The following is a 20,638-nucleotide window of genomic DNA, read 5'->3' on the forward strand; positions in this document are numbered from 1 at the left end:
ATAGCAAATCGACCGGCGCCGCTTTCGCGCTGCGCACCGGTCGTCGGCCCTTGAACGTGTCAGATGCTGTGCATCAGGCGGCGCACACCGGCCACATGGCGGCGGCTGACGGTCAGGGCGTCGCCGTTCATGCCCTTGAGGAACAGCTGGAAGTGACCCAGGGGCGTCCGCTGCAACCGCTCGATGCGCTCGCGGGAAACCAGCGCATTGCGATGGATGCGCACGAAGCGCTCGCCGAATTCGTCTTCCAGCGCCTTGAGCGGCTCGTCCAGCAGCACTTCGCCGCCGGAATGCCTGAGGGTCACGTACTTGTGATCGGCGATGAAGTAGACCACGTCGTCCAGCGGGATCAGCTCGATGCCCTTGCGGGTGCGCGCGCTGATGTGGCTGCGCGGACCCGGGCCTCCACTGGCCGGCGGCTTGGTCAGGGCAGCCAGCTGCATCCGGTTGGGACGCTGGGCCTTGCTCAGCGCAGCGGCCAGGTCTTCCTGCCGCACCGGCTTGACCAGATAGCCCACGGCGCTGACCTGGAAGGCGTCGAGCGCGTATTCGTCGTGGGCGGTCACGAAGATCACCGCGGGCGGCGATTCGCGCTCGCAGAGTCGCGCGGCCACCTGCAGGCCGTCCAGACCCGGCATGCGGATGTCGAGCAGGACGATGTCAGGCTTGAGGTTTTCGACCAAAGCGAGGGCTTCCTCACCGTTGGTGGCTGTTGGCTCCAGGGCGGTATAACCGTCCAGTTGCCCCACCAGACGGGCCAGACGCTCGCGCGCCAAGGGTTCGTCATCGACGATCAGGACATTCATAAGCTCAGGCTTCCCGCATGAGTCGCTCGCATGGATAGCGAAGAGACGTTGTATGCCGCTGGTCGCGGCGTTCGATTTTGAGACTCGCAGCTGGTCCGAAAAGTGCCGTCAATCGCGCCTCGATATTGCTTAAAGCTTGACGGGTGCCCTTGGGTGGGCGTGGCTGCTGCTCCACCTCCGGGTCATAGGGATTGCTGATGACCAGTTCGAAGACCCCGTCCCGGTAGGTGGCGAAGATGGTCACCAGGCCGCCTTCGATGCGCGGCGCGACGCCATAGATCAGGGCGTTTTCCAGCAGCGGCTGCAGCGTCAGCTGGGGAATCGGCAGGTCCGCCGGCACTCCGTCCACGTCCCACTGCAGCTGCAGGCGATCGCCCAGGCGCAGGCGCTCGATCTCCAGATAACGCCGCGACAGTTCCAGCTCCTCGGACCAGCGTACCCGGCTGCCCGGCTGGGCCAGGCTGGCGCGAAACAGCGCCGACAGGTCCAGCACCGCACGTTCGGCCTTGTCGGCGTCCAGGGCGACCAGGCTGGCGATGCTGTTCAGGCTGTTGAACAGGAAATGCGGGCGGATGCGCGCCTGCAGCGACTCGATGCGCGCCTGCAATTCGGCCTGCTGCTGGCGGCGCCACTGGCTCTGCAGCCAGAAGTAGCGCAGCAGCAGCATGGACATGATCAGGGCGATCAGCGCGTGCCTCATGTACAGCCGCACCTCGCCGACCCGCTGCAGCGGTCCGGCCAGCTGCAGCCAGTCGGCCACCAGGGTGCAGAGCAGCGTCAGGGCCACCACGATGGCGCAGCAGAAGCCGCCCGCCACCACCGGTCGATGGCGTGCCAGCCAGGGCCGCAGGCGACAGAGCAGCGCCGCCGACAGCAGCACGATCCACTGCACGAACAGCGACACCAGCGCCAGGCGGATCCAGTTGAACTGCAGGGTGAAGGGCTCTGCCAGCACCAGGACGAGCACCAGCAGCTCGGCCAGCACCACCAGCACGAGCAGGGCTTCCGGTTCGCAGAGCGCCGGGACGAAGAAGTCGTCGACCTTGACCGGTCGGGGAGTTTTGCGGCGTTCGAGTATCATGGAGGCAGTGTGGGTCAGATACCACTCGTCGGCAAGTCGGCTCCGTTGAATCGGGCCGGCGCCCGCTCGGGACTGCTATCATCGGCCCCTTCTCACCCTTACCGACAAGCCCAGCAGCAGGCCGATCCATGAGCAGCGAAAAAACCAACCAGTCCTGGGGCGGACGCTTCAGCGAACCCGTCGACGCCTTCGTCGCCCGCTTCACCGCCTCGGTGGACTTCGACAAGCGCCTCTATCGCCACGATATCCTCGGCAGCCAGGCCCATGCCCGCATGCTGACCCAGGCCGGGGTGCTCAGCGAAGCCGAGCGCGACGCCATCGTCGGCGGGCTGGACGAGATCCGCGGCGAGATCGAGACCGGCACCTTCGAGTGGCGCGTCGACCTGGAAGACGTGCACATGAACATCGAGGCGCGCCTGACCGAGCGCCTGGGCGTGGTCGGCAAGAAGCTGCACACCGGACGCAGCCGCAACGACCAGGTGGCCACCGACATCCGCCTCTGGCTGCGTGACGAGATCGACGCCATCCTCGTCGAGCTCAACCGTTTGCAGGAAGGCCTGCTGCAACTGGCCGAGACCGAAGCCGATACCATCATGCCCGGCTTCACCCACCTGCAAACCGCGCAACCGGTGACCTTCGGCCACCACCTGCTGGCCTGGTTCGAGATGCTTTCCCGCGACCACGAGCGCCTGGTCGACTGCCGCAAGCGTGTCAACCGCATGCCCCTGGGCAGCGCCGCGCTGGCCGGCACCACCTACCCCATCCAGCGCCAGGTCACCTGCGAACTGCTGGGCTTCGAGGCCATTGGCGGCAATTCCCTGGACGGGGTCTCGGATCGCGACTTCGCCATCGAATTCTGCGCCGCGGCCTCCCTGGCGATGATGCACCTGTCGCGCTGCTCCGAAGAACTGGTGCTCTGGACCAGCGCCCAGTTCCAGTTCATCGACCTGCCCGACCGCTTCTGCACCGGCTCCTCGATCATGCCGCAGAAGAAGAACCCGGACGTCCCCGAGCTGGTGCGCGGCAAGACCGGCCGGGTGTTCGGCGCCCTCACCGGCCTGCTGACCCTGATGAAGGGCCAGCCGCTGGCCTACAACAAGGACAACCAGGAAGACAAGGAACCGCTGTTCGACGCCGCCGACACCCTGCGCGACTCCCTGCGGGCCTTCGCCGACATGGTCCCGGCCATCAAGCCCAGGCGCGAGATCATGCGCGAGGCGGCCCGCCGCGGCTTCTCCACCGCCACCGACCTCGCCGACTACCTGGTGCGCAAGGGCCTGCCCTTCCGTGACTGCCACGAGATCGTCGGCCACGCGGTCAAGTACGGCGTGGACAGCGGCAAGGACCTGGCCGAGATGAGCCTGGACGAACTGCGGCGCTTCAGCGACCAGATCGAGCAGGACGTCTTCGCCGTCTTGACCCTGGAAGGTTCGGTCAATGCTCGCGACCATATCGGCGGTACCGCCCCGGCCCAGGTCCGCGCCGCCGTGCAACGCGGTCGCGCGCTGCTGGCCCAGCGCTGATCCGGCCACTGCGCTGCTCGCTCGCAGCTCCGCGGGCGGGCGTGCAAGCCGCCGGCCGAAGACCCCGCCCCTGCCGCTCATCGGCAGGGCGAACGGGTGTAAGGGCTCACTCCACCGTCGAGCAGGCGCCTGAGCCGAAGACAAGGGCTCTAGGCCAGGGCTCTCTGCGCAAGGGGGCCGGAAAGCCGGTCAGACGACGGCCGACCAGCCGTTGATAGGTACGACGACTGGCGCTCAGGACTGCGACCCGGCAGCCGATACTGGAGACTTGACCAGCCGTTCGAGTCAAGTCTCATGCGCCTTTCAGCCTGTTCCATCCTGCTTTGCGGAATGTTCGCCGCGGCTTCCAGCCAGGCCGCCCTGCCACCACCGCTGCCACAGACGCTCACCTGGCATGTCCAGCTGAACGGCGTGCTGCAAAAGCCCAATCGCACCCTCTACGACATCGATCTCTATGACACCAGCAAGACGGTGATCGCCAACCTGAAGGGCAATGGGAAGACGGTGATCTGCTATTTCAGCGCCGGTACCTGGGAGGACTGGCGGCCCGACGCCGCGCTCTATCCCAAGGCCGCCCTGGGCAAGGCGCTGGACGCCTGGCCGGGCGAACGCTGGCTGGATATCCGCCGTGCCGACGTCCGCGCCTTGCTGGCCAAGCGGCTGGACCTGGCGGTGCAGAAGGGTTGCCAGGGCGTGGATCCGGACAACGTCGACGGCTTCAGCAATCCCAACGGTCTCAAGCTGACCAAGGCCCAGCAGCTGGACTTCCTCAACTGGCTGGCTGACGAGGCGCACAGGCGCAGTCTGCTGGTGGGTCTGAAGAACGCCGTGGACCTGGTGCCGAGCCTCTACGGCAAGTTCGACTTCGCCCTCAACGAGAGCTGCTACGACTACGCCGAGTGCAACGCCTACAGCTACTTCCGCACCCAGAAGAAACCGGTGATGATCATCGACTATGGCCTCTACAGCACCAAGCGCTGCAGCCAGGCCAAGACCTCGGGCTACAACCTGCAGTTCTACCCGCTGTCGCTGGCGGCGCTGGGCACCGCCTGCAAGTAGGCAGGCGCTCAGTCGAGCCCGGCCTTCTTGTGCGACCTCTGTCCCAGCGCGATCCAGTCCAGATCGCCCTCGCCCTGGGCGACGGCCTCCAGCAAGTTGTCTCTCAGGACACTGGCGAAGGGTAGCGGTACCGCCTTTTCCTGACCGGCCGCCAGGGCCAGGCCGACGTCCTTGAGTCCCAGGCTGAGCTTGAAGGCCGCCGGCGAGAACTTTCGCTCGGTCAGCAGGCGGCCGTAGTTCTGGTACACCGGCGCGGCGAACAGGGTGCTGGTGAGGATATCCAGCAGCGCCGCGGGCTCTACGCCATAGCTGCGCGCCAGGGCGGTACTTTCGCCCATGGTCTCGATGGCGCTGGCGATCATAAAGTTGCCGGCGATCTTGACCACATTGGCCTGCCGCGGCTCCGTGCCCACCGGCCAGGTCTTGCGCCCCAGGACGTCGAGCAGTGGTTGGACGCGCTGGATCGCTTCGGGCTCGCCCGCCACCACGATGTTGAGCTGGCCACTGGCGGCCACGTCGGTGCGCCCGAACACCGGCGCCGCCACATAACCCACGCCCGCCTCGGCATGGCGCGCGACCAGTTCGTCGACCAGGGCCACCGACAGGGTGGCCATGCTGACGTGGACCAGTCCGGCCCGTGCCTGCTGCAGGGCGCCGCTGTTGAGGATCACCTCGCGAGTGGCGGCGTCGTTGGCCAGGATGCTGAAGACCACCTCCACGTCGAAGGCCTCCGCCGGCGTCGCTGCCGCGCGGGCACCCTGCCCGACCAGAGCCTGGACCGGCTCCGGAGAGCGATTCCAGACCACCATCTCATGGCCCGCCTTGAGCAGATTGGCGGCCATGCCCTGGCCCATGCCACCCAGACCGATGAATCCGATACGCATAGCTTTGCCTCCTCGAGGTGCGATGGATGCCGCCGGCTACAGCCAGCGGCGAAACTTGAACCAGGCATAGGGAATCAGCGCCGAGACCACCATGGCGCCCAGCGCCAGCGGATAGCCGAAATGCCAGTCCAGCTCCGGCATGACCTTGAAGTTCATGCCGTAGATGGTGCCCACCAGGGTCGGTGGCAGGAACAGCACCGAGGCGATGGTGAACACCTTGACGATGTTGTTCTGCTCCACGCTGATCAGGCCCAGGGTGGCGTCGAGCAGAAAGCCGATCTCGCCGTTCATCTTGGCCTGGTAATCGCTCAGCGAGCGGACGTCGCGTTCCAGCGTCTTGAACCAGGTCTTGGCCGTGCCGGAGATCCAGGTGGCACCCGCGCGCCGCAGGTAGGAAACGATGCGATTGATGCCCAGCAGACTCTCGCTGAGCTGCGCCAGCAGCTGGTTGCTGCGACCGAGCTGCTTGACGATGGATTGCAGGTCGGTCTTCGGCTGCTTGGCCTGATGGGGGTCCAGGGGTTCGCGAAACACCGCCTTGGCCAGGCGATTGAGATGCGCCTGTACCGATTCGAGGATGTCGGCCACGCGGTCCACCAGGCTGTCCAGCAGCGAGGCGAAGATGACATCGCTGCGGCAGTGCTGGCTCGCCTGCTGCTGGGCCTTGCCGAGAAAGGTCTTGAAGGCGGCCAGTTCGGCGTAGCGCACCGTCACCAGCCACTCGGGCGTCAGCACGAAATTGACCACCGAGGCCTGCGGCTGATGCTCGCTGAAGCCGCTGACCACGGTGGTGGTCAGGTGCAGGGCCTGGTCGGTCTGATAGAGTCGCGAGGATTCCTCGATCTCGGCGATTTCTTCCCGGGTGGGGATGTCCATCGCCAGTGCCTGCTCCAGATAGCGCTCTTCCGCCTCACTGGGATCGAGCAGATCGACCCAGAGCAGATCCGCGGGCAGCGGGTCTCCCGGCGACAAGGGCTGCGCGACCAGCTCGTCGGCGGACAGGCGATAGCAGGTGATCATCGAGAAGACTCCAGGCCAGAATCAGGGGTCGCACTGTAACAAAAGGTATCCAGACATGATTGACCACGCCGATGACGAAGAATCCTTCGTGTCCTCCCATCTGATCGAAGCGGTGGAGAACCAGCTCGCCGCTGGCCAGCCGGATTATGTCCAGGCCGTGCTCAACAAGCTGACCCTGGTCGGCTACGAGCGCGAAGAGGCCGTGCTGCTGATGGCCCAGGCGCTGTCCTACGAAATCGCCGCCATGCTCGACGCCGATCGCCCCTTCGACGGCGCCCACTACGAGCGCCTGCTACGGGCTCTACCGGAACTGCCCGAGGTCGCGGACGACTAGGCCTCGGCCGGCTCCAGCGCCAGCAGTTCCACCTGCTGCTCCTTGCCGCCGGGTACCGGCCAGCTGAGGTGCTCGCCGGGCGTCGCGCCGAGCAGCGCGCTGCCGGCCGGCGCCAGCACCGAGACCCGCCCCTCGCCACCAGCGTCCTCCGGATAGACCAGCACCACCTGGTACTCCTTGCCGGTATCGGTCTCGCGGCAACGCACCCGCGAATTCATGGTGACCACCGCACCGATCTCCTCGGGCGCCACTACCCGCGCCTGGGCCAGTTCCTCGTCCAGGGCCTCGGCCACGGGCCCGAATTCGGGCAGGGCGTCGAGCAGCCTTTCGAGACGGGGCAGATCGACGGCGGAAACGGTAATGGGCGATGCATGGCGCATGGCGGACTCCTGGAGGACAAGACGGTGCGATCCCCACCGCGCGAGGCGGCCGGACCACCGGAGATGACGGGCGGCGGGCGCCCAGCGGGAAGCCGCTTGGAGGCGGCAAAAGAAAACGGCGCTCGAAAGGCGCCGTCAGGTCACGCTAGCACAGGGGTCTTGGCAGCGGTCAAGCCGCACCGACCGCAGGTCGTTACACCCCGGGCAGGGCGACGCTCTCGCCGGTCTGCTCAAGGGTCACCCGCACCAGCAGCGCACCGAGGGTCTCGGACGAGGTGTCGCAGATCCAGCTCTGGCCATCCCAGTCGAAGTGATAGCCACCCGACCGCGCCGCCACCCAGAGCTGCACCAGCGGGGGCTGGCGGCTGAGGATGACCTGGCTGCCGTTGTCGAACTTGATCGTCAGCACGCCACCGGCATTTTCCAGATCGAGGTCCAGCCCGCTGTCGTCATAGGCGTCTTCGACCTGGCGCTGGGTCTGGTCGACGAGGTGATGGAATTGCGCTTCGCTGAGCCGGCTCATGACGATCCTCGAAAGAAGGGAAACAATCGCCGCACGGTAGCGGGCCGCCCAGATGGCGTCCAGTCGCAGCTGTTGCCGGCAGCTGCGCTTCAGCCATCCGGGCGTGTCAAAGAGTCGCTCAACCCCGTTATACTCGGTGCAATATCATCTTTTCGCATAGGTTTAGCGTCATGAAGCGCCTGTCTCTCCTCTTCATCGCCTGCGCCTGCCTGCTGGCCGGCTGCGGTCAGAAAGGCCCGCTGTACCTGCCCGACGACCAGAAAGCCGCCAAAGAACACCGCCACGACGTGTTCTAGGGAGCCACCATGGAAGTCTTCGCTGTCCGTGCAGGTGAACTGCATGCGGAAGGGGTAGCCCTGAGCGCTGTGGCGCAGGAATTCGGCACCCCCGCCTACGTCTATTCGCGAGCGCACATCGAGGGGCAGTACCGTGCCTATACCGATGCGCTGGCCGGTCTGCCGCACCTGGTCTGCTTTGCGGTCAAGGCCAACTCCAACCTCGGCGTGCTCAATGTCCTGGCCCGCCTCGGCGCCGGCTTCGACATCGTTTCCCGTGGCGAACTGGAACGCGTCCTGGCCGCCGGTGGCGATCCGCGCCGGGTGGTGTTCTCCGGGGTCGGCAAGACCCGTGACGACATGCGCCGCGCCCTGGAAGTGGGCGTGCACTGCTTCAACGTCGAATCCACCGACGAGCTGGAACGGCTGCAACAGGTGGCCGCGGAGCTGGGTGTGGTCGCGCCGATCTCGTTGCGGGTCAATCCCGATGTCGACGCCGGTACCCACCCCTACATCTCCACCGGTCTCAAGGAAAACAAGTTCGGCATCGACATCGCCGACGCCGAGGCGGTCTACGCCCGCGCCGCCGAGCTGCCGAATCTGCAGATTCTCGGGGTGGATTGCCACATCGGCTCCCAGCTCACCACCCTGCCGCCCTTCCTCGATGCCCTCGACCGCCTGCTGGCGCTGATCGATCGCCTCGCCGAGCGCGGTATCGTCCTGCGCCACCTGGACCTCGGCGGCGGCCTGGGCGTGCGCTATCGCGACGAGCAGCCGCCGCTGGCCGGCGACTACATCCAGGCCATCCGCGAACGCATCGTCGGGCGCAACCTGACCCTGGTGTTCGAACCCGGCCGCTTCATCGTCGCCAACGCCGGCATCCTGCTGACCCGCGTGGAATACCTCAAGCACACCGCCCACAAGGATTTCGCCATCGTCGACGCGGCGATGAACGACCTCATCCGCCCGGCGCTGTACCAGGCCTGGATGGCGGTGGAGCCGGTGACCGCGCGCGAGGGCGACGCCCGCCGCTACGACCTGGTCGGTCCCATCTGCGAGACCGGCGACTTCCTCGCCAAGGACCGCGAGCTGGTCCTGGCCGAAGGCGATCTGCTGGCCATCCGCTCCGCCGGGGCCTATGGCTTCACCATGAGTTCCAACTACAACACCCGTGGCCGTGCGGCCGAGGTGATGGTGGATGGCGACCAGGCGCACCTGGTCCGTCGGCGCGAGACGCTGGAAGAACTCTTCGCAGGCGAGAGCCGGCTGCCGGCCTGAGGGGAGTTCCATGCAACTGCGCTTCACCAAGATGCACGGTCTGGGCAACGACTTCATGGTCCTCGACCTGATCAGCCAGCACGCGCACATCCAGCCCAAGCACGTTCGTCTGTGGGGTGACCGCAAGACCGGTGTCGGCTTCGACCAGCTGCTGATCGTCGAGACCCCCAGCACCCCGGACGTGGACTTTCGCTATCGCATCTTCAACGCCGATGGCTCCGAGGTCGAACAGTGTGGCAACGGTGCCCGCTGCTTCGCCCGCTTCGTCTTCGACAAGCGCCTGACGGTCAAGAAGCAGATCCGCGTCGAAACCAAGAACGGCATCATCGAGTTGCACCTCAAGGGCGATGGCATGGTGCGCGTCGACATGGGGGCACCGCGCCTGCAGGCAGCCGAGATTCCCTTCATCGCCGAGGCGGAGACGCTGAGTCATGCCATCCAGGTCGAGGGCGAGACGGTCGAGCTGGCGGTGGTCTCCATGGGCAATCCCCATGGCGTGCTGCGGGTCGCCGACGTCGACCAGGCACCGGTGCTCACCCTCGGTCCCAAGCTGGAGTGCCATCCGCGCTTTCCGCAAAAGGCCAACATCGGCTTCCTGCAGATCATCGACGCCCAGCGCGCCCGCCTGCGGGTCTGGGAACGGGGCGTCGGCGAAACCCGTGCCTGCGGCACCGGCGCCTGCGCCGCCGCCGTGGCCGGGATCCGCCAGGGCTGGCTGAAATCGCCGGTCAGCATCGAATTGCCGGGCGGTCTGCTCAACATCGAGTGGGACGGCGTCGGTCAATCGGTGCTCATGACCGGTCCGGCCACCCGTGTCTACGAAGGCCAGGTAAGAGTATGAGCGACACCCCCGAACTGACCGCGGACCAGGTCGCCGACTGGCTGCTGGATCATCCGCACTTCTTCGCCGATCGCGAAGAGCTGCTGGCGGAGATGCGCGTCCCCCACCAGCGGGGCACCGCCATCTCCCTGGTCGAGCGGCAACTGGGTCTGCTGCGCGATCGCAATGGCGAGATGCGCCATCGCCTCACCCACCTGATGGACGTGGCGCGGGACAACGACCGGCTGTTCGACAAGACCCGGCGGCTGATCATCGGCCTGCTCGACGCCAACAGCCTCGAAGAGGTGATAGGCACCGTCGAGGACAGCCTGCGCCATGAATTCAAGGTGCCCTACGTCGGCCTCATCCTGTTCCACGAGCATCCCCTGCCGGTCGGCCGCAGCGTCACGCCCGCCGAAGCACAAAAGGTGATCGGCGGCCTGCTGGGCGGCGAGAAGACCACCAGCGGTGTCCTGCGCGCCCACGAACTGGCCTTTTTGTTCGGCGATTCGGCCAAGGAAGAGGTCGGCTCCGCGGCTGTCGCCGCCCTCTCCCATCAGGGTCTGCATGGCGTCCTGGCGATCGGCAGCCCCGATCCCCAGCACTATCGCAGTAGCCTGGGCACGCTGTTCCTGAGCCACGTGGCGGAAGTCCTGGCGCGGGTACTGCCGCGCTTTCCCGTCCCCTTGCGTACGGTGCGCTGAGCCCGGGAGCGGAGCATGCAGGTCCAGCTCGATGCCTATCTCGACCACCTGCGGCTGGAGCGTCAGGTTTCGCCCCACACGCTCGACGGCTACCGGCGCGACCTGCGCAAGCTGCTGACCTTCGTCGAAGCCGAAGGCCTGAGCGACTGGGGCGGCCTGGACAGTCGCCGCCTGCGCGCCCTGATCGCCCAGCTGCACCGGGCCGGCGCCTCCAGTCGCAGCCTGGCGCGGCTGCTGTCGGCCTGCCGCGGCTTCTATCTCTACCTGATCCGCGAAGGCCACTGCAGCCAGGATCCGGCCCATGGACTCACGCCCCCCAAGGCACAGAAGGCCCTGCCCAAGGTGCTCGACGTCGACCGCTCCATGCAGCTGCTCGATGGCGCCGTGGAGGACGACTTCCTCGGCCTGCGTGATCAGGCGCTGCTGGAACTCTTCTACAGCTCCGGACTGCGCCTCTCCGAGCTGGTCGGACTGGATCTCGCGGACGTGGACCTGGTCCAGGGGCTGGTCCAGGTGCGCGGCAAGGGCAACAAGGAGCGGGTGCTGCCCATCGGCAGCAAGGCCCGGGACGCCCTGGAGGCCTGGCTCAAGGTCCGGCTGCAGGCCGCACCGCGCGACGACGCCCTGTTCATCGGCCAGCGCGGCCTGCGCCTGACGCCCCGCGCGGTACAGTTGCGGGTGCGCGAGGCCGGCGTGCGCGAACTGGGCCAGCACCTGCATCCGCACATGCTCAGGCACAGCTTCGCCAGCCACATGCTCAGCGCCTCCGGCGATCTGCGCGCGGTGCAGGAATTGCTCGGCCACGCCGACATCGCCACCACCCAGATCTACACCCACCTGGACTTCGGCCAGCTCGCCGAGGTCTATGACAAGGCGCACCCCCGCGCCAAGCGCAAGGCCAGCCGATGACGATTCGCCTCGTGACCTTCGACCTCGACGATACCCTCTGGGAAATCGCGCCGGTCATCCATTCCGCCGAAGCCCTGCTGCGTGACTGGTTCGCCGCCTCCGCACCGCGGCTGGGCAGCGTTCCGGTCGAGCATCTCTGGGCGATCCGCGATCACCTGCTGCAGCAGGACGCCGGTCTCAAGCACCGGGTCAGCGAAATGCGCCGCCGGGTCATCCATCAGGCGCTGCTCGATGCCGGCTATGTCGAGCCCGAGGCTGCCCAGCTGGCCGAGGCGGGCTTCGCGGTCTATCTGGCCGCTCGTCAGCAGGTCACCCTGTTCGACGACGTCCACCCCACCCTGGAGCGCCTCGCCGATCGCTATACCCTGGGGGTGCTGACCAATGGCAATGCGGATGTGCAGACCATCGGCCTGGCCGACTATTTCCGCTTTGCCCTGAATGCCGAGCAGCTGGGCGTCGGCAAACCCGACCCCACGCCTTTCCGCGAGGCCCTGCGTCTCACCGGCATCGCGGCCGACGCCACCGTGCACGTGGGCGACAACCCCGTGGACGATGTCGCCGGCGCCCAGCGCGCCGGTATCCGCGCCGTCTGGTTCAACCCCTTGCAGAACCCCTGGCAGGGTCCTGGCAAGCCGGATGCGGAGATCCGCAGTCTGAGCGAACTTCCCTCCCTGTTGGAAGGCTGGTCAGGCCGGCCGTAAAGTCAGTAATACCAAATGCTGAACGGCTGATTTTTCGTGCTCGCCGGTCGTCTACTAGGCCCCTGGGTTTTGTTAACCAATCGCCAAAATATTCGTCACACTTATCGACCTCGACAGCAGAAGCTTTGCGACCCCCTTCACCAAAAGCCGCGGGGCTGGGCGATTTTTTGCCAAGCACACCTCATTTGGCCGCCGATTCCTTGATAACAACAGCGCCGATAGCCGTCTCGCTGGCCGGATTTCCCCTCCGGAGCTCGCGTTGACAGTGCTAACCCTTTTGACAATCATTGCGACAAGTTCGAAGTAGCGCTGGGATTGCGCGCTGAACCAGCCGCCGTTCAGGTCAGGGAAGACAGCATTACCTCCCCCCTCCTCTGCGTCTCGCCGATAGCTTCTCAAGTTCCTGCTCAAACATTTTCAGGTCTTGATATCGGTAAATAACCCTCTGTTCATCCCGTCCAGGTGCAAACCCGTGCGGTAGCCATGTCCCAACCGGACTGGTTACCACCCAAGTCACGGCAAACCTGTGCGGTAGCCATGCCCGGTGCTGGACAGAAGGGGACGATCACCGTGCCAGCGAGCACCTGCAGGACTACAGGGATGTCACCCGAGCGGGACTTAATTCTTTTTACCCAGGCAACTTCAACCCTGCCCACAGCAGGCCGGCAAGTGGCTCAGCCAGGCCAACTTCGGCCTGCCCCCGTCATCGACGGCCTGGCCCGGTTTAGTTTGGAAAGTGCTTGGCAGACAGCTTCGAGCAAGTTCTCTTACTTCTGCTGCCGACACGGGCGGATTAATTATTGGCAAGGGTTAAAACAGGTACTGACCGACATTCATCAGACGGTCATTAAGTCAATAAAGATTAAAACGATCCGCTGCATTTTTTGCTGACTGCCGGGCACTGTGAAAGCCAGTTTCAATCACGTTAATTGCGCCTTGAAGGCGCACAGAGAGGATGCCCCGATGGCAAGGAATGATCTATCGGAATCGACATTAGGATGTCTAATTGGCGGTGCCGGTCCGGCAGGCCTGGGATTCCTGTTCAATGCCATCAAGCGCGGTGCTCTGGAGCAACTTGCCCAGGCCGGCACCATCATCGTCGATGCCGGGACCGAACTCGGTGCCGGCAAGCTGGGTGACTATCAGATCATCGCCAACTCGGTGAGCGACGTCTTTCTGGACTGCCTGCGCGATCCGCTGCTGGCGCCCATCCTGGCCCCGCTGCAAGCATCCCCGACCTTTCGCCACCTCAAGCTGAATTCCCAGGAAGCACCGGCGCTGCCCATCGTCGGCCAGCTCTTCCAGCAGGCCGCCGGCCTGGTCCTGCCCTGGCTCGAACGCCAGTACGGCATCCCCACCTGGCGCCAGACCCGCATCACCGAAGTGACCTGCGAAGGTTCGAGCTATGTCGTCTGGCTGGAACAGGCCGGCGCCATCCGCCGCGTCCGCACCTCCAGCCTGGTGCTGAACCTGGGCGGCAAGCAGACCCGCCACAGCTTCGAGGAAAGCATCCAGGCCATGGGCCTGCAGCTGCCCCAGAGTGCCTCGATCGACAGCTCCGACAATCTGCTGCGCCTGCAACCCGAAGCCCTGCGCCAGCGCTATCGAGCCCGCCTCAAGGATGGCGGTCCGATCTGCGTGGTCGGGGGTTCTCACAGCGCCTTCTCCGCCCTCGACAACCTGGCCAGCGCCCTGCACCACGATGGTCTGCGCGAACTGACCCTGGTCCATCGCTCACCGATCCGGCTGTTCTACGAGACCGCCGCCGAAGCCCTGGCCGCCGGCTACCCCTTCGACCCGCTGCAGGACATCTGCCCCATCTCCAAGCGGGTCAACCGCTCCGGCGGACTGCGCTACCGCGCCCATGAGATCGGCCGCCAGGTCCTTGCCGGTCAGGGCATCGGCGGTACCCCGGTCAAGGTCAAGACGCTGCAACTGGATGGCAGCGCCGAACAACTGGCCAACGCCCAGACGCTGTTCGACAGCGCCGCCCTGCTGGTGCAGGGCATGGGTTACCAGCCCGTCGTGCCCGAGCTGCGCTGCCAGGACGGCCGTCCGCTGACCCTGCGCACCCTGCGCGGCGGTCTGGACTCCGATGCCGCCGGCAGCCCACTGGACCAGCACGGCCAGCGCCTCAAGGGCCTGCACCTGTTCGGCCTGGGCTCGGGATTGGCAGTGGATCCCCGCCTGGGGAGCGAGGCGTCCTTTTCCGGACGCATCTACGGGGTCTGGCAGTTCCACAACGATGCCAGTCGCGAGGCCCTGGAGTCGGTTCTGGAACGTCTGGACAAGCCCGGCGCCGCCTTCCGGCAACCGGCCAGTCCGGTCGCCGAACACGCTTGACCGAACCGACACGTATCAAGGACTCGATAAGCAGGTACCGGATCATGATCAATGTGACCAAGCCCTACCTTGGCGATAAGGAACGCTTCAAGGCGTATATCGACAAGATCTACGCCAACAACTGGATCACCAACCAGGGCCCTCTGCACGCTCAGCTCGAAGAGCGTCTGCGCGACTACCTGGGCGTCAGAAACATCATCCTGGTCAACAACGGTACCCTGGCCCTGCAGGTCGCCTACCGCGCCCTGGGCCTGACCGGCAGCGCCATCACCACGCCGTTCAGCTTCGTCGCCACCACCAGCACCCTGCACTGGGAAGGGATCCGGCCGGTGTTCGCCGACATCCATCCGGAAACCTGGAACCTGGATCCGGCCAACGTCGAAGCCGCCATCGAGCACGACACCTCGGCCATCGTCGCCACCCACGTGTTCGGCAATCCCTGCGATGTGCGCGGCCTGCAGCAGGTCGCCAACCGCCACGGCCTGAAGGTCGTCTACGACGGCGCCCATGCCTTCGGCACCCTGTTCGAAGGCCGCTCGGTCCTGCAGTGGGGCGACATCACCACCGTCAGCTTCCACGCCACCAAGCTGTTCCACACCATCGAAGGCGGCGCGATCATCACCGAAGACGACGAGCTCGCCGAGCGCGTCCGCCGCATGATCAACTTCGGCATCGTCGATGCCGAGCGCATAGAAGGCGTGGGCATCAACGCCAAGCTCAACGAGGTCTCCGCGGCCATGGGGCTGTGCATCCTCGACGAGCTGGAAGACATCCTGGCCCGCCGCGCCGTCATCGGTCAGCACTATGAGAGACGCCTGCAAGGCGCCTTCGACCTGCAGCGGCCCACCTACGGCACCCAGCTGAACTACAGCTACTTCCCGGTGGCCCTGCGCGACGAGCCGAGTCTGCTGGATACCAAGAAGGCGCTGAACGCCGTCGGCATCAATCCGCGCCGCTACTTCTATCCGTCGCTGGAAACCCTGGATTACCTGCAGCCCCAGGCGATCAAGCCGGTCTCGCGCAAGCTGAGTCACCGCATCCTCTGCGTGCCGCTCTACCCGGACCTGCCGCAGGCGACCCAGGACCTGCTGATCGACACCCTGCTCCTCGCGCAGCAGAAAAAGACCAGCATGGAATCCCTGCGGGCACTCATCACCCCGGCACAGCTGCTGCCGAGCTGGGATTTTCCCGGCGACTCCTCTCCTGCTCTAACTTGACCCTGGCCCGCTATCTCCCATGACCAGTCCCGCGAAAGTGTCGGTGTTGCGCAACACCCTGATCAACTATGCCGGCCAAGCCTATGCGCTGCTGATCGGCATCTTGATCCAGCCGATGTATCTCGGTCATCTGGGTGCCGAAACCTATGGTCTGATCGGCTTCTTCGCCGTGCTGCAGACCTGGCTGCAACTCCTCGACGTCGGCATTTCCGCGTCCCTGGTGCGCGATGTCGCCCATGGCCGTGGCCAGACCGGCGCCGGGCGCACCCGCGGCCAGCTGCTGCGCTCGCTGGAATTCATCTTCATCCCCCTGGCGACCCTGGCCTTTGTCGCCATCGAGCTGAACTCGGAGTGGATGGCGGGTCACTGGCTCAACGTCCAGGGGCTGCCCACCGAGACCGTGGCCCACTGCATCGGCCTGATGGGGCTGATGATCGCCTTCCGCCTGCTGTCGACGCTGTACAAGAGCGGCGTCCAGGGGGTCGAGCTGCACGGCTGGCTGAATCTGGTCAATGTGCTGATCGCCACCGTCCGCTACTTCGGCGGCCTGATCCTGGTGATGTGGATTTCCCAGGAGCCGCTGGACTTCTTCGTGTTCCAGGCCTTCGTCGCCGTGTTCGAGATGCTGGTCTATGCGCTCAAGGCCTATCGGCTGCTGCCCAACCCCACCTGGTGGAGCGGCTTCGACTGGCAGCGGGTCAAGCCCATCGTGCCCTTCGCCCTGAGCATGTCCTTTACCTCGATCCTGTGGATCGCCCTGACCCAGCTCGACAAGCTGGTGCTGTCCAAGGCGCTGCCCCTGGCCGAGTACGGCTACTTCAGCCTGGTGGCGCTGATCTCCACCGGCATCGTCACCCTGACCAACCCGCTGGTACAGGCCCTGCTGCCGCGCATGACGGTGCTGGTGTCCCAGGACAAACCGCTCGAACTGGAACGGCTCTATCGCAACGCGGCGCGCTTCGCCTTCGCCATCCTGCTGCCGCTGGCGGCCATGGTGGCCTTCCATGGCGAGGCGCTGGTCTTTGCCTGGACCGGCGACAAGGTCTCCGCCCACTGGAGCGAGCCGATCCTGTTCTGGTACGCCCTGGGCTCGGCGCTGCTCGCCCTGAGCCAGTTCCAGTTCTATCTGCAGTACGCCTACGGCAAGTTGCGCCTGCACGTCTGGTACAGCCTGGTATCCGCGGCCATCTCGGTGCCCATCGTGATCCTGGTGGTCCTGCACTACGGCGCCTATGGCGCAGCGCTGGCCTGGTTCTTCATGCGCCTGATCCCCTTCGTGATCTGGCCGATGATCGTCCACGGCCGCTTCGCGCCGAATCTGCAGCGCTACTGGAACCAGGACCTGCTGGTGGCCGTGGTGGTGACCGCCATCGGCGTGGGCCTGAGCAAGCTGCTGTACCAAGAGATTCAACCGCAGGAGCGGTTCGCCATCCTGGCCACCCTCGCCCTGGGCGGTGGCCTGACCCTGGTGCTGATGGCGCTGAGCTACGTGCTCTGTTCTCCGAAACAGACCCGCTCGCGCCTGTTTTCCCAACTCTACAAAGCAGGTATCTGACATGGACGCTCGGACCGAAGCAGAGATCATGAAGAACTGGCCGACGAATTGCAGTCGGCCGGTCGCCAGCATCGTCTGCCTGACCTTCAACCATCGCGAGTACATCGGCCAGGCCATCGACGGCTTCCTGCGCCAGCAGACCGATTTTCCTTTCGAGATCATCGTCAACGACGACGCCTCGACCGATGGCACCCGGGAAATTCTCAAGGACTACGAGAGTCGCTATCCCCGGCTGATCCGCCTGATCCTGCAAAAGGAAAACCAGTACAGCCAGGGCAAGCCCTATGGCATGCCGGTGTTCCAGCACGCCCGCGGCGACTACATCGCCTACTGCGAAGGCGACGACTACTGGAACGATCCGCGCAAGCTGCAGCTGCAGGTGGACTTCCTGGAGAACAACCGGGACTACGCCCTGACCTTCCATGCGTCCTATGCCTTCAACAGCAAGGGGATCGTCAATCCGCAGCGGTTCGGTGGCCAGGATCACTACGACCGCAGCGAAACCGACCTGAAGAAGGCCCTGCCGCTGTCCACCCTGACCGCCTGCTTCCGCAATGTCCTGCGGGAACTGCCGCCGGAGCTGGAAACCGCTGCGCTCATGGACATCGTCTGGTGGTCGCTGCTCGGTGCCCACGGCAAGGGCAAGTTCATGGACGAGATCCGCCCCGCCGCCTACCGCGTGCACGAGGGCGGGATCTTTTCCATGCGTGCCAGCCAGAAGCGCCTGCAGATGGATCTCCACACCCAGTACTGCCTGGCCAACTACTACTACCGGCTGGGCGAGCGCGACCTGCATGTCTTTTTCCTGCGCCAGGTACTGAGTCTTTCGCTGTCTTCGATTCCACCGACGCAGAAGGTCAAGGCGCTTCTGCGGGCGGTAAGCAACATCACCCTCAACATCGGCCGACGCTTCGCCCCCAAACGCGTCACCTACTGAACTTACACAGAGCAGTTTTCCGGCTGCCAGGTATCCAGCTAAAAGGAAGGGACCCCAATGACCGTCATGCAGCGCTCTTCGTTCGAACAACACGAAGAACAACATCTGGATCTCAAGACGATGGCCCTCACGCTTCTTGACCACAAGAAGCTGATCGCGGGCATCACCGCGGGCTTTCTGGCCGTGGGCATCGCCTACGCCGTGCTGTCCACCCCGCAGTACGTCGCCGGGGCGATGATCCAGATCGAACCCAAGAAGAATGCGCTCACGGCGGTTGCCGAGACCGTGGTGCGACCCAATTCGGCCTCGCCGGCCGTGGCCGAGATCGAGCTGCTGAAGTCGCGCGCGGTGCTGACCAAGACCGTGGAAAACCTGCGCCTGGACATCGAGGCCAAGCCGCGCTTCTTCCCGCTGATCGGCCACTACCTGTGGCGCCACTACGAAGCCGAGAAGCCAGGTCAGCTGGCGGACAGCTGGCCGCAACTGCGCGGCTTCGCCTGGGGCGGCGAGCAGATCGACGTCTTCCAGTTTGACGTCCCGGACGACATGTACGGCGAGACCCTGACGGTGGTCGCCGGCAGCAACGGTCGCTATCGCCTGCTGGACAAGGACAAGCAGCCGCTGCTCGACGGCCAGGTCGGCCAGATGGCCGCCGGTAACGGCTATCGCATGCAGATCAAGACCCTGACCGCGCGCCCCGGCACCGAATTCAAGGTGACCCGCAATCGCGTCATCACCACCGCGCAGCTCTATCAGAATCGCATCAAGACCAGTGAAGCCGGCAAGGAGTCGGGGATCATCTACCTGTCCCTGGCGGACGAGAATCCCGACCTGGCCAAGAGCGTCCTGTCCGAGATCAGCCGCCTGTACGTCATGCAGAACGTCGAGCGCAGCTCGGCGGAAGCCGCCCAGCGCCTGGACTTCCTGCGCGGCCAGCTGCCGGCGGTGCGCAAGGATCTGGAAAGCGCCGAAGCGGCCCTGAACAACTATCAGACCAACAGCCGCTCCGTGGACATCAGCCTGGAAACCAAGGCCGTCCTGGACAAGATCGTCACCCTCGACACCTCCATCTCCCAGCTCAAGCTCAAGCAGGCCGAATACGATCGCCTCTATACCCGCGATCACCCCAGCTACAAGACCCTGCTGAACCAGCTCGCCCAGCTGGAAGTGGAAAAACGCAGCCTGCAGCGCAAGGTGGAAGCCCTGCCCAGCACCCAGCAGGAACTGCTGCGCCTGAACCGCGACATGAAGGTCACCAACCAGACCTATCAGCTGCTGCTGAACCAGGCCCAGGAACAGGACATCATCCGCGCCGGCACCATCGGCAACGTGCGCCTGGTCGACAACGCCGACGTCAACCTCGACGAGCCGGCCACCAATCGCAAGATCGCGCTGATCCTGTCGCTGCTGCTGGGTCTGGTGACCTCCGTGGTGGTGGTCTTCGTCCGCCAGGCCTTCCAGAAGGGCATCGAGAATCCCGACACCGTCGAACAGATCGGCCTGCCGGTCTATTCCACCCTGCCCTTCACCAAGGACCAGGAGCGCCTGAATCGTCGCCTGAAGAAGAAGACCCGTACCGGCGAACCCAACCTGCTGAGCGTGGTGCAACCGGCCAACCTGGCGGTGGAATCCCTGCGCAGCCTGAGATCCAGCCTGCACTTCGCCATGCTGGAAGCCAAGAACCGGGTGATCATGATTTCCAGCCCGACCCCGGGCGTCGGCAAATCCTTCGTCTCCAGCAACCTCGCCACCGTGGTCGCCCAGTCGGGTCAGCGCGTGCTGCTGATCGACGCCGACATGCGCAAGGGCTATCTGCATCGCGTGTTCGGCCTGCAACCGCAAGCCGGCCTGTCCGAACTGCTGACCGGTCGCAGCAAGCTGCGTGAAACCATCGTGCCGAGCGGTATCGCCCAACTGGACATCATCAGCTGTGGCCAGGCCGCGCCGAACCCCTCGGAGCTGCTGATGCACGCCAACTTCTCCCGTCTGCTGGACGAAGTGGGCAGCCTCTACGACCTGGTGATCATCGATACCCCGCCGATCCTGGCGGTGACCGATGCCGCCCTGGTGGGTCGCCTCGCCGGCACCACCCTGCTGGTCACCCGTTTCGGTCAGAGCACCCTCAAGGCGGTGGAGAACTCCCGTCGTCGCTTCGCCCAGAACGGCATCACCATCAAGGGCGCCATCCTCAACGGCGTGCAGCGCAAGGCCTCGACGTCCATGGAAGACGATGGCGTCTACGGCTACTACGAATACGGCCCCCGTACCTGATACGTCGCTCCGCCGCAC

20 protein-coding genes are annotated in these 20,638 nt (G+C 65.2%); 14 read left to right on the forward strand and 6 right to left on the reverse strand.

Features of this window, described 5'->3' with window-relative positions; genetic code table 11:
• Window positions 1–59: 59 nt before the first annotated feature.
• Window positions 60–806 (reverse strand): LytR/AlgR family response regulator transcription factor, encoded by a 747-nt coding sequence (locus tag OMP44_RS16795; RefSeq protein ID WP_007161369.1) that lies wholly within the window; start codon window positions 804–806, stop codon window positions 60–62.
• A 4-nt stretch (window positions 807–810) separates the two neighbouring features.
• The gene (locus OMP44_RS16800) at window positions 811–1,887 is read right to left on the reverse strand and encodes a sensor histidine kinase (protein WP_133860446.1); all 1,077 of its coding nucleotides are present in this window, start codon (window positions 1,885–1,887) and stop codon (window positions 811–813) included.
• A 128-nt stretch (window positions 1,888–2,015) separates the two neighbouring features.
• On the opposite strand from OMP44_RS16800, the gene argH reads away from it, so the two are divergent.
• Together argH and OMP44_RS16810 are read left to right on the forward strand one after the other, a co-directional pair.
• Window positions 2,016–3,410, forward strand: a complete 1,395-nt coding sequence (argH, locus tag OMP44_RS16805; protein ID WP_280309840.1) for an argininosuccinate lyase — start codon at window positions 2,016–2,018, stop codon at window positions 3,408–3,410.
• A gap of 294 nt (window positions 3,411–3,704) precedes the next feature.
• Complete coding sequence (locus OMP44_RS16810) at window positions 3,705–4,469, forward strand: endo alpha-1,4 polygalactosaminidase (RefSeq protein ID WP_280309842.1); 765 nt, start codon at window positions 3,705–3,707, stop codon at window positions 4,467–4,469.
• 8 nt (window positions 4,470–4,477) lie between these two features.
• Here OMP44_RS16810 and OMP44_RS16815 read toward each other — a convergent pair whose 3' ends face one another.
• Window positions 4,478–5,353 (reverse strand): NAD(P)-dependent oxidoreductase, encoded by an 876-nt coding sequence (locus OMP44_RS16815; protein ID WP_187980892.1) that lies wholly within the window; start codon window positions 5,351–5,353, stop codon window positions 4,478–4,480.
• A gap of 36 nt (window positions 5,354–5,389) precedes the next feature.
• Window positions 5,390–6,373 carry a magnesium transporter CorA family protein gene (locus OMP44_RS16820; protein ID WP_133860443.1) on the reverse strand — a complete coding sequence of 328 codons (984 nt, stop codon included), beginning with the start codon at window positions 6,371–6,373 and terminating at the stop codon, window positions 5,390–5,392.
• Between the two features lie 55 nt (window positions 6,374–6,428).
• On the opposite strand from OMP44_RS16820, the gene OMP44_RS16825 reads away from it, so the two are divergent.
• Window positions 6,429–6,707: a hypothetical protein gene (locus OMP44_RS16825; protein ID WP_187980891.1), complete on the forward strand. Its 279-nt coding sequence runs from the start codon at window positions 6,429–6,431 to the stop codon at window positions 6,705–6,707.
• Here the strand turns inward: OMP44_RS16825 and rnk are convergent.
• Entirely contained in the window at window positions 6,704–7,087 is a 384-nt protein-coding gene (gene rnk, locus OMP44_RS16830) for a nucleoside diphosphate kinase regulator (RefSeq protein ID WP_007161376.1), read from the reverse strand. The genes OMP44_RS16825 and rnk overlap by 4 nt on opposite strands.
• Before the next feature lie 193 nt (window positions 7,088–7,280).
• The gene (gene cyaY / locus OMP44_RS16835; protein WP_187980890.1) at window positions 7,281–7,610 is read right to left on the reverse strand and encodes an iron donor protein CyaY; all 330 of its coding nucleotides are present in this window, start codon (window positions 7,608–7,610) and stop codon (window positions 7,281–7,283) included.
• A 170-nt stretch (window positions 7,611–7,780) separates the two neighbouring features.
• Between cyaY and lptM the strand changes: the two genes are divergently transcribed.
• The 11 genes from lptM (at window position 7,781) to OMP44_RS16890 (ending at window position 20,620) form a co-directional block, all read left to right on the forward strand.
• On the forward strand, window positions 7,781–7,906 hold the full coding sequence (gene lptM, locus OMP44_RS16840; RefSeq protein ID WP_007161378.1) for an LPS translocon maturation chaperone LptM: 126 nt from the start codon (window positions 7,781–7,783) through the stop codon (window positions 7,904–7,906).
• 9 nt (window positions 7,907–7,915) lie between these two features.
• Window positions 7,916–9,163 carry a diaminopimelate decarboxylase gene (gene lysA, locus OMP44_RS16845; RefSeq protein ID WP_133860441.1) on the forward strand — a complete coding sequence of 416 codons (1,248 nt, stop codon included), beginning with the start codon at window positions 7,916–7,918 and terminating at the stop codon, window positions 9,161–9,163.
• Window positions 9,164–9,173: 10 nt separating this feature from the next.
• The gene (gene dapF, locus OMP44_RS16850) at window positions 9,174–10,004 is read left to right on the forward strand and encodes a diaminopimelate epimerase (protein ID WP_133860440.1); all 831 of its coding nucleotides are present in this window, start codon (window positions 9,174–9,176) and stop codon (window positions 10,002–10,004) included.
• Window positions 10,001–10,687, forward strand: coding sequence for a DUF484 family protein (locus OMP44_RS16855; RefSeq protein ID WP_007161381.1), 687 nt, complete (start codon window positions 10,001–10,003; stop codon window positions 10,685–10,687). The genes dapF and OMP44_RS16855 overlap by 4 nt, the downstream gene beginning before the upstream one ends.
• A 15-nt stretch (window positions 10,688–10,702) precedes the next feature.
• Complete coding sequence (gene xerC, locus OMP44_RS16860; protein ID WP_187980889.1) at window positions 10,703–11,596, forward strand: tyrosine recombinase XerC; 894 nt, start codon at window positions 10,703–10,705, stop codon at window positions 11,594–11,596.
• Window positions 11,593–12,297: an HAD family hydrolase gene (locus OMP44_RS16865; protein WP_187980888.1), complete on the forward strand. Its 705-nt coding sequence runs from the start codon at window positions 11,593–11,595 to the stop codon at window positions 12,295–12,297. The genes xerC and OMP44_RS16865 overlap by 4 nt, the downstream gene beginning before the upstream one ends.
• Before the next feature lie 963 nt (window positions 12,298–13,260).
• Window positions 13,261–14,640, forward strand: coding sequence for a pyridine nucleotide-disulfide oxidoreductase (locus OMP44_RS16870; RefSeq protein ID WP_280309853.1), 1,380 nt, complete (start codon window positions 13,261–13,263; stop codon window positions 14,638–14,640).
• Between the two features lie 44 nt (window positions 14,641–14,684).
• Window positions 14,685–15,857, forward strand: a complete 1,173-nt coding sequence (locus OMP44_RS16875) for a DegT/DnrJ/EryC1/StrS family aminotransferase (RefSeq protein WP_133860436.1) — start codon at window positions 14,685–14,687, stop codon at window positions 15,855–15,857.
• Window positions 15,858–15,876: 19 nt separating this feature from the next.
• Entirely contained in the window at window positions 15,877–17,412 is a 1,536-nt protein-coding gene (locus OMP44_RS16880; RefSeq protein ID WP_273862563.1) for a lipopolysaccharide biosynthesis protein, read from the forward strand.
• A 1-nt stretch (window position 17,413) separates the two neighbouring features.
• A complete protein-coding gene (locus tag OMP44_RS16885) occupies window positions 17,414–18,349 on the forward strand; it encodes a glycosyltransferase family 2 protein (protein ID WP_133860434.1) in 936 nt (311 codons plus the stop codon).
• A 57-nt stretch (window positions 18,350–18,406) separates the two neighbouring features.
• A complete protein-coding gene (locus tag OMP44_RS16890) occupies window positions 18,407–20,620 on the forward strand; it encodes a polysaccharide biosynthesis tyrosine autokinase (RefSeq protein WP_133860433.1) in 2,214 nt (737 codons plus the stop codon).
• Window positions 20,621–20,638: the final 18 nt, after the last annotated feature.

It is taken from the genome of Pseudomonas flavocrustae, from assembly GCF_029872515.1.
GTDB classification, from domain to species: domain Bacteria; phylum Pseudomonadota; class Gammaproteobacteria; order Pseudomonadales; family Pseudomonadaceae; genus Chryseomonas; species Chryseomonas aestiva.